11 protein-coding genes are annotated in these 14,126 nt (G+C 58.2%); 7 read left to right on the forward strand and 4 right to left on the reverse strand.

Annotation, left to right across the window (positions count from 1 at the left end; genetic code table 11):
• Window positions 1-44: 44 nt before the first annotated feature.
• The 3 genes from V8J85_RS05255 to V8J85_RS05265 all read right to left on the reverse strand — a co-directional run bounded on the left by V8J85_RS05255 (window position 45) and on the right by V8J85_RS05265 (window position 4,620).
• Window positions 45-2,399 (reverse strand): TRAP transporter large permease, encoded by a 2,355-nt coding sequence (locus V8J85_RS05255; RefSeq protein ID WP_339952630.1) that lies wholly within the window; start codon window positions 2,397-2,399, stop codon window positions 45-47.
• Window positions 2,400-2,417: 18 nt separating this feature from the next.
• The gene (locus V8J85_RS05260; RefSeq protein ID WP_339952631.1) at window positions 2,418-3,419 is read right to left on the reverse strand and encodes a TRAP transporter small permease subunit; all 1,002 of its coding nucleotides are present in this window, start codon (window positions 3,417-3,419) and stop codon (window positions 2,418-2,420) included.
• Window positions 3,420-3,537: 118 nt separating this feature from the next.
• Window positions 3,538-4,620, reverse strand: coding sequence for a TRAP transporter substrate-binding protein (locus V8J85_RS05265; protein ID WP_339952632.1), 1,083 nt, complete (start codon window positions 4,618-4,620; stop codon window positions 3,538-3,540).
• Between the two features lie 248 nt (window positions 4,621-4,868).
• Between V8J85_RS05265 and V8J85_RS05270 the strand changes: the two genes are divergently transcribed.
• The 3 genes from V8J85_RS05270 (at window position 4,869) to V8J85_RS05280 (ending at window position 8,213) form a co-directional block, all read left to right on the forward strand.
• Window positions 4,869-6,287 carry a cache domain-containing protein gene (locus V8J85_RS05270; RefSeq protein WP_339952633.1) on the forward strand — a complete coding sequence of 473 codons (1,419 nt, stop codon included), beginning with the start codon at window positions 4,869-4,871 and terminating at the stop codon, window positions 6,285-6,287.
• A complete protein-coding gene (locus V8J85_RS05275) occupies window positions 6,284-6,916 on the forward strand; it encodes a response regulator transcription factor (RefSeq protein WP_339952634.1) in 633 nt (210 codons plus the stop codon). Before V8J85_RS05270 ends, V8J85_RS05275 begins: the two co-directional genes overlap by 4 nt.
• Before the next feature lie 220 nt (window positions 6,917-7,136).
• Window positions 7,137-8,213, forward strand: a complete 1,077-nt coding sequence (locus V8J85_RS05280) for a LysM peptidoglycan-binding domain-containing protein (RefSeq protein ID WP_339952635.1) — start codon at window positions 7,137-7,139, stop codon at window positions 8,211-8,213.
• A 65-nt stretch (window positions 8,214-8,278) separates the two neighbouring features.
• Here V8J85_RS05280 and V8J85_RS05285 read toward each other — a convergent pair whose 3' ends face one another.
• On the reverse strand, window positions 8,279-9,307 hold the full coding sequence (locus tag V8J85_RS05285; RefSeq protein WP_339952636.1) for a LysM peptidoglycan-binding domain-containing protein: 1,029 nt from the start codon (window positions 9,305-9,307) through the stop codon (window positions 8,279-8,281).
• A gap of 224 nt (window positions 9,308-9,531) precedes the next feature.
• On the opposite strand from V8J85_RS05285, the gene yghU reads away from it, so the two are divergent.
• The 4 genes from yghU to V8J85_RS05305 all read left to right on the forward strand — a co-directional run bounded on the left by yghU (window position 9,532) and on the right by V8J85_RS05305 (window position 14,102).
• On the forward strand, window positions 9,532-10,407 hold the full coding sequence (gene yghU, locus V8J85_RS05290) for a glutathione-dependent disulfide-bond oxidoreductase (RefSeq protein WP_339952637.1): 876 nt from the start codon (window positions 9,532-9,534) through the stop codon (window positions 10,405-10,407).
• 607 nt (window positions 10,408-11,014) lie between these two features.
• Window positions 11,015-11,659 carry a hypothetical protein gene (locus tag V8J85_RS05295; RefSeq protein ID WP_339952638.1) on the forward strand — a complete coding sequence of 215 codons (645 nt, stop codon included), beginning with the start codon at window positions 11,015-11,017 and terminating at the stop codon, window positions 11,657-11,659.
• 242 nt (window positions 11,660-11,901) lie between these two features.
• Window positions 11,902-13,656, forward strand: coding sequence for an acetolactate synthase 3 large subunit (locus tag V8J85_RS05300; protein WP_339952639.1), 1,755 nt, complete (start codon window positions 11,902-11,904; stop codon window positions 13,654-13,656).
• A gap of 56 nt (window positions 13,657-13,712) precedes the next feature.
• Window positions 13,713-14,102 carry a hypothetical protein gene (locus tag V8J85_RS05305; RefSeq protein WP_339952640.1) on the forward strand — a complete coding sequence of 130 codons (390 nt, stop codon included), beginning with the start codon at window positions 13,713-13,715 and terminating at the stop codon, window positions 14,100-14,102.
• Window positions 14,103-14,126: the final 24 nt, after the last annotated feature.

The raw sequence follows: 14,126 nt of genomic DNA on the forward strand, positions 1-14,126 counted from the left end.
TTAACGACTTTGGTCTCAGCGGGCCCTGCGGCCCGCCCAAGACGTCAGTTCAGCAGGTTCGGCACGATCGTCACGACGGCCGGGAACATCCATAGCAGCAATAGTCCCAAAACCTGGATCCCGATAAAGGGCATCACACCGCGATAGATCTGACCTGTCGTGATCGTCTTCGGCGCCACCCCGCGCAAGTAAAACAGAGCGAAACCGAATGGTGGCGTCAGGAAAGATGTCTGCAGGTTCACGGCGATCATGATCGTTACCCATTTGGGATCGAACGTGCCGCCATAGATGACCGGCCCGACGATCGGAATGACGATGTAGATGATCTCAAGGAAATCCAGCACGAAGCCGAGGATGAAAAGGACCAGCATCACCAGCAGGAAAACCTGTAATTCACTGTCAAACGATCGCAGGAATTGCTGGATATAGTGTTCACCCCCGAACGAGATCAGGACCAGGTTCAACAACTGCGACCCGATGAGAATCGTGAAGACCATAGAGGTGACCTTGGCCGTTTCACGCACGACGGGGGCAAGCACGCCGCCGCTCAGCAGAACACCGCAAGACCAGACCAGCCCGAACATCGCGAAGAGGAAACAGGCGAAAGCCGCCAGATAGGCCAATTTGTTCTCGAACAGGACGACCTGTTGCCCGATGCGCATGTCAAAGTTGACGCCCAGAACCAGCATCAGAACAATCGCACCGGCAGTCAGCAGGACAAGCTGGCCCGACCGCCCCTGTTCCTGCAGTTTGCGATAGGTCGCCAGCAAGATCGCCCCGCCGGCGCCAAGCGCTGCGGCAGGCGTCGGGTTGGTGATCCCACCAAGGATGGAGCCCAGCACCGCCACGATCAGAACCAGCGGCGGGAATACGACGCGCAAAATCTCATTGCCCGCAAGATAGGCCGCCGCGGTTCGCAAACCGACAAAACTGATCAGCAGCGGTATCGCGATCATTAACGTGGTCGCACCCGGTGTCGTCAGGGGCCCGATCATCGCGACATCGACGGCCAGCAACAGCAAGAGCCCCAATGCGCCAAGAAACAGCGGTGCAGGGTTGGCATATGGGGCGACCCCGCGGGCGATGATCAGCATCAGCCCCAACAACATCGCGGTCACTGCGATACCGGTGCCGATGGGTGCAGCGGCGGCCACCCGTTCTTCGACCAGCGCCGCGCGCTCTTCATCGCTCAGGGCACGCGCTTGGGCCACGCCACCCGCCTCATCGATCGCCGTCTGCTCGGCCACGGCCCGCGCCCAGGCCTCTTCCCCGTGCAGTTCGATCATGGATGCCTGGCATTCCTCGCCAACGCGGGTGCGCAGTGACGCGGTTTGCCCGGCATCGGTAAAGCTGTCCACAATGACGGATTGGCTACCCACGACCCCGAATTGCCCCATGCCGATCGTCAGACCGATCAAAACGACCGGCGCGATCAGGAACCATGTCAAACCATTGCCTGCCGAGGCGGCTTGCTTGTCGCTCGCGTCGCCCAACTGCACCGCCGGCGCCTTGGACGGGTTGAGCAGTGCAAAGCCGAACGCATAGGCCGCATAGAGCGCTGCCAGCAGAATGCCCGGCAAGAGCGCCGCCTGGAACAATGTCCCGACCGACACGACTGCAGGTTCGCCCAGATAGGTCAGAGCATCCGTGCAACCCGCCATCCGCGCGCGGTCTTCCTGCGCGGCAGAGTACAGATCACCTGCCAAGGTCCCCAACAGAACGATCACGATCGATGGTGGGATGATCTGGCCCAGCGTGCCCGACGCAGCGATCACGCCGGTCGATAGTTCCGAGGAATAGCCGTTCTTCAACATGGTCGGCAGGGCCAACAGCCCCATGGTCACCACCGTCGCCCCGACGATCCCGGTCGACGCGGCCAGGAAAGCGCCCACGATCACGATCGACACGGCCAAACCACCGGGCAGCGGGCCAAAGACCTTGGCCATCGTGGTCAGCAATTCATCCGCGATCCGCGACCGTTCCAGCACGATGCCCATCATCACGAACATCAACACGGCCAGCAGGGTTTCAATCGATTGGCCCGCCAAAACACGTTCGTTCATCCGGTTGACGAGGAAGCCGACATTGCGGTCCAGCGCGACCTCCCACCCGTCGGGGAATAGCGCATCCTCATATCGCGGCAGATCAGGGTATCGGAACACGGATATCGCATCGGGCCTGACGCCTTCGGCGATCAGGGCCGCGTAGTCGGAGGAGCTTGTGTCGACAGCCGCGTGGATCAGGTATCCGGCGCTGTCCAGCCCCGCGATGATCGCAAAGGAAATGACGGCGGAACCACTGATGGCAAAGGCGACGGGGAACCCCGAGAGGATGCCGGCGAACAACGTCAAAAAGACGATGATGATGCCGATTTCGATACCGTCCAATCCGAAAAGCATAATCTGGCCGCCCTTTACCTAGTGAATTTTCGCGACCAGTTCGGCGGTCGGATCGCCAATGGGGTCTTTATCGAGATTTTTGCCTTCGCTCGCCGGACCCTCTTTCAGTTCGAGGTACGAGCGATAGAAAAACGCCACCGCCTGCAGCAACACCAGCGCGGTGAAGGCGATCAGCAGCACCTTGAACAGGAAGTAGGCATTGAAGCCGTTGGGCGAGAATCCGATGGTTTCGACATTCCAGCGCAAGGCACGGGCGCGGTTCAACAATCGATCCAGCCCGTCCGAAGCTGACGGGTTCGGCACCACCAGATGGCGCCACAGAAAGAACCAGCCGTAAAGCCAGGTCAGGATCGCCGCAGGCACCATCAGGAAAAGTGACCCGAACATGTCGATGATCCGTTTGGTGCGGTAGCCGACGGCGGAATAGACAAGGTCGACCCGCACATGTCCGCCCTGCACGAATGTGTAACTGACGCACATGCAGACGATCAGGGCGTTGTGGAATTTCAGCCCCTCGGCCCACCAGCTGACGTCCTTGCTGAACGTGGCACCCATCCCGATGCCGATCTCCGACACGGCGAAGACGCGCTGCATGAAGATGATCACGATTTGTTGCAGCACCATGAGCAAGCCAGCCCAGGCAAAGAACCGGCCCAGACCATTGGCGATCCCCTCGAGCACGCCGACGCAGCCCCACATAAAGCGGTTACTGATCAGCCCGACGATCGTCACGATCAGGAACAGGACAAGGACGACGAAAAAGAATTCGACCGACGCACCGTAATAGATGAAGCGCATCAATGATTGCTTGATTTCGAGGTCATCGATCGGCGCGTTAACGTAAGGCAGCCATGCCAGCCACAGGTGCGGACTAAGCAAGGCGGCACCAATATTATAGAAGGCCTCCAGAAGGTTACCGAGGACGAACTGCCACCAACCCTGCGCCTGGAATGCGTCAAGACAACTGATCGTGTCTTCAGAAGCTGCGCGAAAAAACCCAGTACAAACGTCTTCTTCCATTGCTCCCCCCGGACGTCACAGAGGCCGATGGCCGCGACCTGCGACTTGCGTCGTTGTGGGGCCCACCTTGCAGAACGGGCGGGCCCACACTTTGATCTATATCATGAAATGACTGTGCTTAGCCCATCACACGGTCGCGCTGCGCACGATATGCACCTTCGGACTGTGTGATCCAGCCAGAGGATGCAGCCATCGACGCATTGTAGGATGCACGCAGGCGGTCATAGATGTCGTCGCCGTTATACTGATCGAGCGTCTCGCGCGCGGCGCTGCCCATCGCATCCCAAACGCTGTCAGGGAATTCCAGAACCTTCACGCCACCGGCCTGCAGACGCTGCAAGGCGGCACCGTTATTGTTCATGAACTGCGCCAGGTTCCACTGATGCGCTTCGCCCGACGCGATCTCGATGATCTTCTGGTGCTCTGGCGACAGGCTTTCCCAGACATCCAGGTTCGTGGCCAGCGACAGCGCCGCACCGGGTTCGTGCATACCGGCGGTATAGTAGAACTTGGTGATTTCCTGGAAACCGGCCTTTTCGTCGGCCCACGGACCGATCCATTCGGTCCCGTCGATCGCACCGGATGCCAGCGCCTGATACACTTCGGCACCGGGCAGGTTCTGGACAGATGCGCCCATCTTGCCCAGCGCTTCGCCACCCAAACCGGGCATGCGGAACTTGAGACCCTGGAAATCCTCGGGGCCAGCGATCTCTTTCGCGAACCAGCCACCAGCCTGTGGGCCCGTGTTACCGGCAAGGAAAGATTTCAGGCCAAAGATCTCGCCCAACTCATCATGGAAGGCCTGGCCTTCACCATGGTAATACCAGTTCATGATCTCCATCGGTGTCATACCGAATGGTACCGACGTGAAGTATGCGTAACCCGGGTGCTGGTTGATAAAGTAGTAATCAGCGCCGTGATACATGTCTGCCTGACCCGAGGTCACGGCGTCGAACACCTCGAACGCGCCGACCAATTCGCCGGCCGCCTTCAGGTCGATGGTCAAAGACCCGCCCGACAGCGCCGTAATGGTGTCGGCGGCACGCTGTGCCGCATCATGAACACCTGCAAGACCACGACCCCAGGTCGTGACCAGCGTCAGCGTCCGGTTGCCTTGCGCAATGGCCGGTGCGGCCAGCGCCGTCGCAGCAGCAGCGCCACCACCCAAAGCTGAGTTTCTGAGAAAAGAACGACGATCCATAAAAAGCCTCCCACTTGTTCTTATGTGCCACTGAACCCTTTTTTGGATCAGGACAGATCGATTTCGTGCGCGCACCCTAGCCCGCGCAACCTTGTTGGAAAATACGTACTACTGCGTAGAAAACCGGCGATTGTCATGTTTTCTGACCAATTCGCGACCCGGTTTTGCGCTAACACTTGTGAACACCGCCGACACCACACCCCGACGCCGTTTGATTCGCAACCGATTCCCGCTTATCCGAAAAAACCATGAACACCGCCCTTTCTTATCTTCGGAACGCGCTCAGCCTGAATTACGGGCAAAAGGTCTTTCTTTTGGCGACTGTTCCGCTTGTCGTGGCGGTCTTCCTGATCTTTTTGGTCGTCACCGACCAGTCCCGCAAGCTGGCGGAACGTGAAATCCAAGCGCTCGAAACGCAACTGATCGAGGCCAAGCGCGACGAGTTGAAAAACTACCTTTCGATCGCGCGGACAGCGGTCGTGAACACCTATGGCCGTGCCGCGCCCGACGACGACGATGCGAAACTGGCCGTCAGCCGCGAATTCGCCGCGATGCTCTATGGGCAAGACGGTTATTTCTTCGTCTTCGACTATGAAGGCAACAACATCGTCGCCCCCCGGCAGACTTATCTGATCGGCAAGAACTGGACAGGCCTGACGGACCGGAACGGTACGCCCATCACCGACGAACTTATCCGGATCGCCCGCACGGGGGGCGGCTATCACAGTTTCGACTGGCCCAAACCCTCGACGGGCGCGACGGAACGGATGATCGTCTACGTCAACGGTCTGCAGGATTGGCGTTGGGCCATCGGCACGGGCATCTTCATCGACGACGTGCTGGAAAACGTGGCCGTCGCCCGTGCGGATGTCGAACAGCGGATCACCCGCACGTCATATTATATTTTCGCCATCGCGGTCGCTGCCGTCATCGCCGTTTTCACCACGGGCATGTCGCTGAACCTGCGCGAACGGCGGCTGGCGGATGTTAAGCTGAAGGACCTGACCCAACGCATCATCGACACGCAAGAGGAAGAGCGCGGGCGCGTCGCGCGCGAACTGCATGACGGCATCAGCCAGATGCTGGTCGGCGTGCGCTACACGCTTGAACTGGCGCGGCGCAAGATGGGGGGCAGCGGCGACACGCTGCAAAAAGGGATCGACGGGCTTGGCCACGCCATACAGGAGGTACGGCGCATCAGTCGCGATCTGCGGCCCGGCGTGCTGGACGATCTGGGGCTTGGCCCGGCCCTGCAGGCGCTGACCGACGATTTCAGCAAACGTACAGGCATCACGACGGATTTCGAAACCGTCGTGTTCCGCAACCGGCTGGACGAAGAGGCGCGGATCGCCCTCTACCGGATCGCGCAAGAGGCACTGACCAACGTAGAACGCCATGCCGAGGCGACCAACGTGCAAATCTCGCTCAAGGGACATCGCAATGGGGCGATGCTGAAAATCGTCGACGACGGCAAAGGTATGGTATGGCCGCAACCGGATCGGCGATCAAAGGGGCTGGGGCTGCGCAACATGCAGGAACGGATCGAGCAGTTGGGCGGCACACTGCGGGTGCTGTCCTCGAATACCGGCACGGTGATCGAGGCACAGGTGCCCCTGACCCACATGCTCAGCCCGCAAAAGACCGCAAGCAAGAAGGAAAGCGCATGACAATCCGCGTTCTTATCGTCGATGACCACCCGATGGTGACCGACGGTATTCAGGCCATTCTGGAAACCTATGACGATATCAACGTCGTCGGCACGCTCAACAACGGGCAAGAGGCCGTTGACCGGATCAGCACCCTCGCGCCGGACGTCGTGCTTCTGGACCTCAACATGCCGGGGCTTTCAGGGCTGAACGCCACCGAAATGATCCTTGAGGTCAGGCCCGAAACACGCATTCTGATCCTGTCGATGCATGACAGCCCCGAATACATTTCGACCGCGCTGAGTCATGGCGCCAAAGGCTATGTCCTGAAAGACGTACCAACGGATGAAATCCGCACAGCGATCGACACGGTCATGGCCGGGCAGGAATATTTGTGTACCGGCGCACAAGGGTCGCTACAGCCCAAGACCAGCGATGGGCGCGAGCCGCTCACCAGCCGTGAACAAACCGTGCTGCTTGAGCTTGCGCAGGGTCATTCGAACAAGGAAGTGGCCAACAGGCTGAACATCTCTGTACGGACGGTCGAGACCCATCGCAACAACATCAAGCGCAAGCTGGGGATCAGTTCGACAGCCGGCCTGACCCGTTATGCGATGGAACATGGTGTCCTGCAGGGCACGGGTATCTAAACCGGGCGTGTCGATAACGATGCATCTATGGATCGCAGTCAGAGCTGTTTGCCTGTTTTTTCGGCGCAGTGAAAAAATATGCCCCACATTTCACGTATCGGCATAAAATGGCCACTATTTCATCAGAATAGTACGAATACGCTATGTTTTGATACTTTTTTGTCAGTGCCCTGGTTCTTTTTCAACGCGAAGACACACAAACAGGAGCAGTCCGTTGTCCATGCCCTTCCCCATCCGTTCATCCGTCAGTGCCGTTGCCCTTGTGGGTGCGATCGCCTGTATCAGTACAAGCGCAGCGGCCCAGCAATGTGGTCAGACCTATCTTATCCAACCCGGCGACACGCTGTCGAAAATCGCTGCAACCGTCTACAACGATCCCGGCAGCTTTCAGATCATCTACAGTGCCAACTCCAACACAATCGGCCCGAACCCCGGGCTGATCACCGTTGGCATGCCCCTCGAGATTCCGTGCCTCGGGGACGTGACCGAATCCACCGCCGCCGCATTCCGACCCGAGCCGACGGTCGAACAACTGCCCGCACCCGATCTTGACCAGATCCGGATCGTCCAGGGCACCGGCTGGGCCCCGTTTTCTGACGAAGACCAGGAACAGGGCGGCATGCTGACCGAAATCGCCAACGTGGCGATGACGAACGCGGCCGAAAGCACACCTTACAAAATCGACTTCGTGAACGATTGGGGCGCGCATCTGAGCCCGCTGGTCACCGATCACGCCTATGACTTCAGCCTCGGTTGGTTCAAGCCAAACTGCGAACAGATTGCCCGCCTGGGTGAAGATTCGCAGTTCCGGTGCAACAACTTCGACTGGTCCGAACCGATGTTCGAACAGGTCTTCGGCTACTACAACCGCGCGAGCGAACCTGCACTGACCTCCTACGCCGACATGCTGGGCAAAACGATCTGCCGCCCGGCGGGATACGCGACCTTCCAGTTGGAAGAAAATGACCTGAAAGAGCCGAACATCACGCTCGCTCGTCCGAACGACGTCAATGAATGCTTCACGGGTCTGGCCAATGGCACCTATGACGCCGTTGCGCTGGCCGTCGATACGGCTGATGGCGCGATGGTCGAAACGGCCACGAAAGATGCCGTCCGCTATAACGAAAACCTGAGCCAGGTCCTGACGTTGCATGCGGTCATCGCAAAGAACCATCCGCAGGGGCAGGAAATGCTGGCCGAATTCAATTCGGGCCTGAACGCGATCAAGGAAACCGGTCAGTGGTTCGAAATCGTGCGCCGTCACCTGACGGAACATCGGGCGAAAACCCAAGGCTGACCATGCGATATCTGACCGCGATATCCACCGGTATCGCGGTCAGCCCCGGACCCAGATCGGATCGATCAGTTTTCGACGGTGGTCTGGATATTGCTGCGTACAATTTCGAACCATTCACCCGAAATACGCAGCTGTTCCTGCCCCGCATTCAGCATCGCAAGATACGCCGCACCATCGGGATGATCTTTGGGAACAAAGACGTGCAGCGTCTGTTTGGATGCGAGACTGTCCAACGTCGTGACCCGATCCGCAATGCCCAGCTCGGCAAAGTCTTCCTCGGCAGGCAGGGCATCATAGGTGATCACATCGACATCCCCGGCGAGCATCATTTCCCAACACGCCTCTTCGTTTTTGGCGAAAATCAAATCGACATTGGGATCGATCAGACCCTCCCCCTCCAGATCGAATGAAAACCAGCCGTCTGGACGGCACAGCGTCGCGCCATAAAGATCCGTATATTCGGTCGCACCGACATATGCGCTGCCATTCAACGTGTAATAACCCACGACAGCATCATAAAACGGTGCCGACGCATCGAATTCCGTGCAGCGCATCGCATTGGCCGGGGACAGATTGTCCACCTTGGTGCAATCGGGCAAAAACCACGGAAATCCCATGTCGAATGCACCACTTGGCAGCAGATCGGTCAGATGGGCCCCCCAATCATTGACGAAAATGATACGAAATTCCTGATCGGGACCGCCCAGTTCCATCGACCGTCGTACCATTTGCGTAAACAAACCGCCTTCGGGCAAATCTTCCTCTGTGAACGGCGCATACCCGCTTGCCGTGAGGAACCGGATGGGTTGGGCCGTCGCCGCCGCCTGCGCTGTCGGCTGAACCGCGGCGGTCGCAACTTGCGCACCGTCCGCATCGGGAAGCGAACCATCGGCGCAGGGTATTTTCAGAACCTGACCGACCTCCAGCAGATTTGGACTGGTCAGGATATCGGTATTCGCGTTGAACAAGACCTGAAATCCGCCCGGCACAGCGGCACGCCCTGCGATCTCACTCAGCGTATCGCCCCGGACGACACTGTATTGTGAACACTGAGCTTGCGCGTGGCCCGCACTCGCCGAAACCATTCCAAGCATTATTGATACAGCATAACGGGTCGTTTTGCCGAACCCTATGTCGCAAAAACCGCCTTTTATATTCATAATTGATCCTCCCTCGGTTGCCTTGCGTCACATTACGCGAAAACTGGTGTGTTCCAATAAAAAATGTCGACTAGTCGCCATATGAACCATTGATGCGATATGGTGACTTTCCTTCGTCCGGCGACATCTCTAACCGTACGGCACCAGAGGAGCCTCATATGCCGAACAATGACACCTACACCCCACCCAAAGTCTGGACATGGGACGCCGAAAGCGGCGGCAAATTCGCCAGTATCAACCGCCCCATCGCGGGCCCGACACATGATAAGGAGCTGCCTGTCGGCGACCATCCCCTCCAGCTATATTCACTGGCCACACCCAACGGGGTGAAGGTCACCGTCATGCTCGAAGAACTGCTCACCGCCGGTCATGATGCCGAATACGACGCATGGCTGATCAACATTCAGGAAGGCGACCAATTCGGCAGCGGCTTTGTTGGTGTGAACCCCAACTCGAAAATCCCGGCGCTGATGGATCGCAGCACCGGCAGCCGTGTCTTCGAGAGCGGTGCGATCCTGCTGTATCTTGCGGAAAAATTCGACGCATTCCTGCCCAAGGATGCCAAAGCGCGGACCGAGGCGCTGAACTGGCTCTTCTGGCTGCAGGGCTCTGCCCCTTATCTTGGCGGCGGCTTCGGGCATTTCTACGCCTATGCGCCGGAAAAATTCGAATACCCGATCAACCGCTTCGCGATGGAGGCCAAACGCCAGCTCGACGTGCTCGACCGCCAGCTCGCGAACAGCAAGTATATCGCGGGCGATGAATACACGATCGCCGACATGGCGATCGCACCTTGGTACGGCACGCTTATGCAAGGCACGATCTATGACGACGCGGCGACGTTTCTTGACACTGCCAGTTACAAAAACATGCAGCGCTGGACCGAACTGGTCACCGAACGCCCTGCCTACAAACGCGGCAAGATGGTCAACCGTGCATGGGGCGAAGAGAACGAACAACTGCGCGAACGCCATGCAGCTTCGGATTTCGACACCCGGACCTGGGACAAGATCAAACCGACCGAGGACAGCTAGACGCTGGTCCTGAAGCAGCCTTAGCAAAGGCTGCACATCCTCTTCACGAACGTCTCTGGCGCGCAGCAGGTGCTTTCGTGCCAGCGCCCTGTCCCGATCTGGGCCAAAAGCGAGCAAAAGCGCAAGCGTCGTGTCAGCGTCACCAGCCCATCCATGGGTTGTCGGTCAGCTTCCACGCATTTTCGACCCATAAAGCGCCGTTTCACCAAAGACCCGGCTGGAACCCGGCCGCCGAACCGGCGGGCTGCCGCAGGTATCGAGATGGCGCATGACGTGCCGGTAGGTCGCATCGGGGATACGCGACAGATATTCCGCAACCCGAACTCGATAATCCTGTGATACGTCGGAAAGAAATCGGCGCGGGTTTCCCCATCGGCGCTATCGCGACCTGCATCTGTACCATCATCGCGATGAACACCTGACCGATCCGTTCGAAGACCCCGAAAGCTATTTCTGGTCGGCGCATGACGCGCATCAAAGGCGCGTTTCCGCCGAATAGGCCTGCAGTATCGCAGCGCCGTTGAAAACACGCAGGTAGTGGGTACGTAATCGCATCCATGGAATATGCCGATTTGCGGGGGCGGATCGGCAAGACGCGAAGAAGACAATGTACCTGACCGAAGCCCTCACCGCCCTGTCCAGTGATCCCCAGCAAATGACCCGCGGTATCCTGCGGATATTTCATTTCATCGGTCTCGCCCTTGGGCTTGGGTCGGCATTGCTGCTGGATATGATGATCGTGCGGTTCTTCCTGGGGAAGGTGTTGACGCAACACGCCACCGATGTCTTCGCCTTCTGCGCCGAGGTCGTTGGCGTCGGGCTGAAACTCCTTTGGGTCACCGGGATCGGGTTCCTGATCTACTACTGGCTTTACGAGCCGATCAAACTGACGAATGAAAAGGTCTGGGCCAAGATGGTGATCGTCGCGATCCTGACGGTGAATGGCCACTTCATCCATAAGACGATCCTGCCGTTTCTGCAGGAACAGGTGGGCCGGACGATGCTGGAAGGTACGACGCGGCTGCGGCAGCATCTATTCGTCAGCGCCTCTATTGTCTCGCTCGTGTCGTGGTTCGGGCCGCTGATCATCGCCAACCTGCCGCAGTTGAATTTCCAGGTCCCCATGCTGCAGATTCTCGCCATCTACGCGATGGTTCTTGCCGCATTCTTCACTGTCGCACATCTGATCCTGATGATGGGAAACACGCATGCGAGCCTCGCCCGCAAATTTCGGCGCACCGGGGCAATCTGAAAGAAAGTTGCGAAACACTACCTGAAAACGACATTTTCTGCAGCAAGGCGGTTGACCCCCCCGCGCGGCGCAACTAATGTCCCCGCACACGAAGGAACCCCGATGAAGAACGTCGTACTAATCGTAGGAAAACAGCGCATGGGCCGGTAACGGTAAGACCATAACGATCCCATGCGCCCCCGACACAATCGGGGGTTTTTTTGTGACTGATAGAAACCAGATACGCGAAGGACGCGAGACAAATGACAAAAGCCATGACGGGCGCAAAAATGGTGGTTCAAGCTCTGATCGATCAGGGCGTGGACGTCGTCTTTGGTTACCCCGGTGGCGCCGTCCTACCGATCTATGACGAGATCTTTCAGCAGAACCATATCCAGCATGTTCTGGTGCGTCATGAGCAAGGCGCGGTACATGCCGCCGAAGGATACGCGCGCGCGACCGGCAAACCGGGCGTAGCACTGGTGACATCCGGACCCGGTGCGACCAACGCCGTCACCGGCCTGACCGATGCGCTGATGGATTCGATCCCGATCATCGTGCTGACCGGTCAGGTTCCCACATTCATGATCGGGTCCGATGCGTTTCAAGAGGCCGATACCGTCGGCATCACCCGCCCCTGCACCAAGCATAACTGGTTGGTGAAAGAGACCGACAAACTGTCTGCGGTGATGCACGAGGCGTTCCATATTGCCACGTCAGGCCGTCCCGGTCCGGTTGTCATCGACATTCCGAAGGACGTTCAGTTTGCGACGGGCACCTATACCGAGGCACGTCAGGTCGAGACGCATTACAACCCGCCGGTCAAAGGCGATCTGGAGATGATCACCGAACTCGCCGCCGCGATGGAAACGGCCAAACGCCCGGTGTTCTACACCGGCGGTGGCGTGATCAATTCCGGCCCTGCTGCATCGCAATTACTGCGTGAACTGGTTGCCGCCACAGGTTTTCCCATCACTTCGACCCTGATGGGGCTGGGTGCCTACCCCGCCTCGGGCGAAAACTGGATCGGCATGCTGGGCATGCATGGCCTTTATGAGGCGAACATGGCCATGCATGATTGCGATCTGATGATCAATATCGGGGCGCGTTTCGATGATCGGATCACTGGTCGTCTTGACGCATTCAGCCCGAAATCCAAGAAAGCCCATGTCGATATCGATGCGTCGTCGATCAACAAGGTCATCCATGTCGATATCCCGATCCTGGGTGACGTGGCGCATGTGTTGGAAGACCTGCTGAAGGTTTGGAAATCACGCGGGCGCAAGACCGACAAGGAAGCCGTCCAGAAATGGTGGCATCAGATCAACGACTGGAGAAAGGTCGATTGCCTGGCGTTCAAGCAGGAAGGCAAGGTCATCAAACCGCAATATGCCCTGCAACGGCTTGAGGAACTGACGAAAAAGCACGACCGTTACATCTGCACCGAGGTTGGCCAGCACCAGATGTGGGCCGCGCAATATCTGGGGTTCGAAGACCCGAACCGCTGGATGACCTCCGGCGGTCTGGGCACGATGGGCTATGGCTTCCCGGCCTCCATCGGCGTGCAGATGGGCCATCCCGACGCGCTGGTCATCAACGTCGCGGGCGAGGCATCATGGCTGATGAACATGCAGGAATTGGGCACCGCAATGCAGTATCGCCTGCCAGTGAAGCAGTTCATCCTGAACAACGAACGGCTGGGCATGGTGCGGCAATGGCAAGAACTGCTGCATGGCGAGCGCTATTCGAGCAGCTGGTCCGAGGCCCTGCCCGATTTCGTGAAACTGGCCGAGGCGTTTGGGGCCAAGGGCATCCTCTGCGATAACCCCGACGATCTGGACGACGCGATCATGGAGATGATCAATTACGACGGCCCGGTCCTGTTCGATTGTCTGGTGGAAAAGCACGAAAACTGCTTCCCGATGATCCCATCCGGCAAGGCCCATAACGAGATGCTGTTGGGTGAGGACGCGGATACGGCGAACGCCATTCAGGCTGGCGGGGCGGTGTTGGTTTGAGCCGATGGGTAATTCGCGTCCTGCTATCTTCTATCACTCTGATCGTCCTGACATTCATGGCGATCGGCGTATGGATATACGTTTCCGACCCGTATCTTGCCGAGGTTAGCTTCTTTGACGGTGAATGGAGCGAAACTGAAACTGGCTACATTGCTTCAACGACGGCGCAAAACCGTGGCCGAGTTTGCGCCTGCGCGGCGTATGAATGCGAAGGCTTCGTGGAATCCACAACAATCGCTCAGGACGGACCGTTTCGCCGAAGCTATCAGATTGTCCGTGACCCCGGAATGTTGCCAGACGACCCGAGTTGGGGAGCCAAGGTCACCACGACAAATCATTGCCTTGACGTCGTTCGCGACGACGTCGTTAGTCTGCACCTCTCATCATATAGGCCCAAACCTGAACACCGCCCCCGATACGCACTCGAAATCCGCAAATCGCAATGAACTTCGTTTTTCGTTTCAATTACC

It is taken from the genome of Yoonia sp. 2307UL14-13 (assembly GCF_037572755.1).
Lineage (GTDB): Bacteria > Pseudomonadota > Alphaproteobacteria > Rhodobacterales > Rhodobacteraceae > Yoonia.

Bases quoted from the DNA above. Each gene is read 5' to 3' on its own strand.
- V8J85_RS05255 (WP_339952630.1), bottom strand. From the start codon at position 2,399: ATGCTTTTCGGATTGGACGGTATCGAAATCGGCATCATCATCGTCTTT.
- V8J85_RS05260 (WP_339952631.1), bottom strand. From the start codon at position 3,419: ATGGAAGAAGACGTTTGTACTGGGTTTTTTCGCGCAGCTTCTGAAGAC.
- V8J85_RS05265 (WP_339952632.1), bottom strand. From the start codon at position 4,620: ATGGATCGTCGTTCTTTTCTCAGAAACTCAGCTTTGGGTGGTGGCGCT.
- V8J85_RS05270 (WP_339952633.1), top strand. From the start codon at position 4,869: ATGAACACCGCCCTTTCTTATCTTCGGAACGCGCTCAGCCTGAATTAC.
- V8J85_RS05275 (WP_339952634.1), top strand. From the start codon at position 6,284: ATGACAATCCGCGTTCTTATCGTCGATGACCACCCGATGGTGACCGAC.
- V8J85_RS05280 (WP_339952635.1), top strand. From the start codon at position 7,137: ATGCCCTTCCCCATCCGTTCATCCGTCAGTGCCGTTGCCCTTGTGGGT.
- V8J85_RS05285 (WP_339952636.1), bottom strand. From the start codon at position 9,307: ATGCTTGGAATGGTTTCGGCGAGTGCGGGCCACGCGCAAGCTCAGTGT.
- yghU (WP_339952637.1), top strand. From the start codon at position 9,532: ATGCCGAACAATGACACCTACACCCCACCCAAAGTCTGGACATGGGAC.
- V8J85_RS05295 (WP_339952638.1), top strand. From the start codon at position 11,015: ATGTACCTGACCGAAGCCCTCACCGCCCTGTCCAGTGATCCCCAGCAA.
- V8J85_RS05300 (WP_339952639.1), top strand. From the start codon at position 11,902: ATGACAAAAGCCATGACGGGCGCAAAAATGGTGGTTCAAGCTCTGATC.
- V8J85_RS05305 (WP_339952640.1), top strand. From the start codon at position 13,713: ATGGCGATCGGCGTATGGATATACGTTTCCGACCCGTATCTTGCCGAG.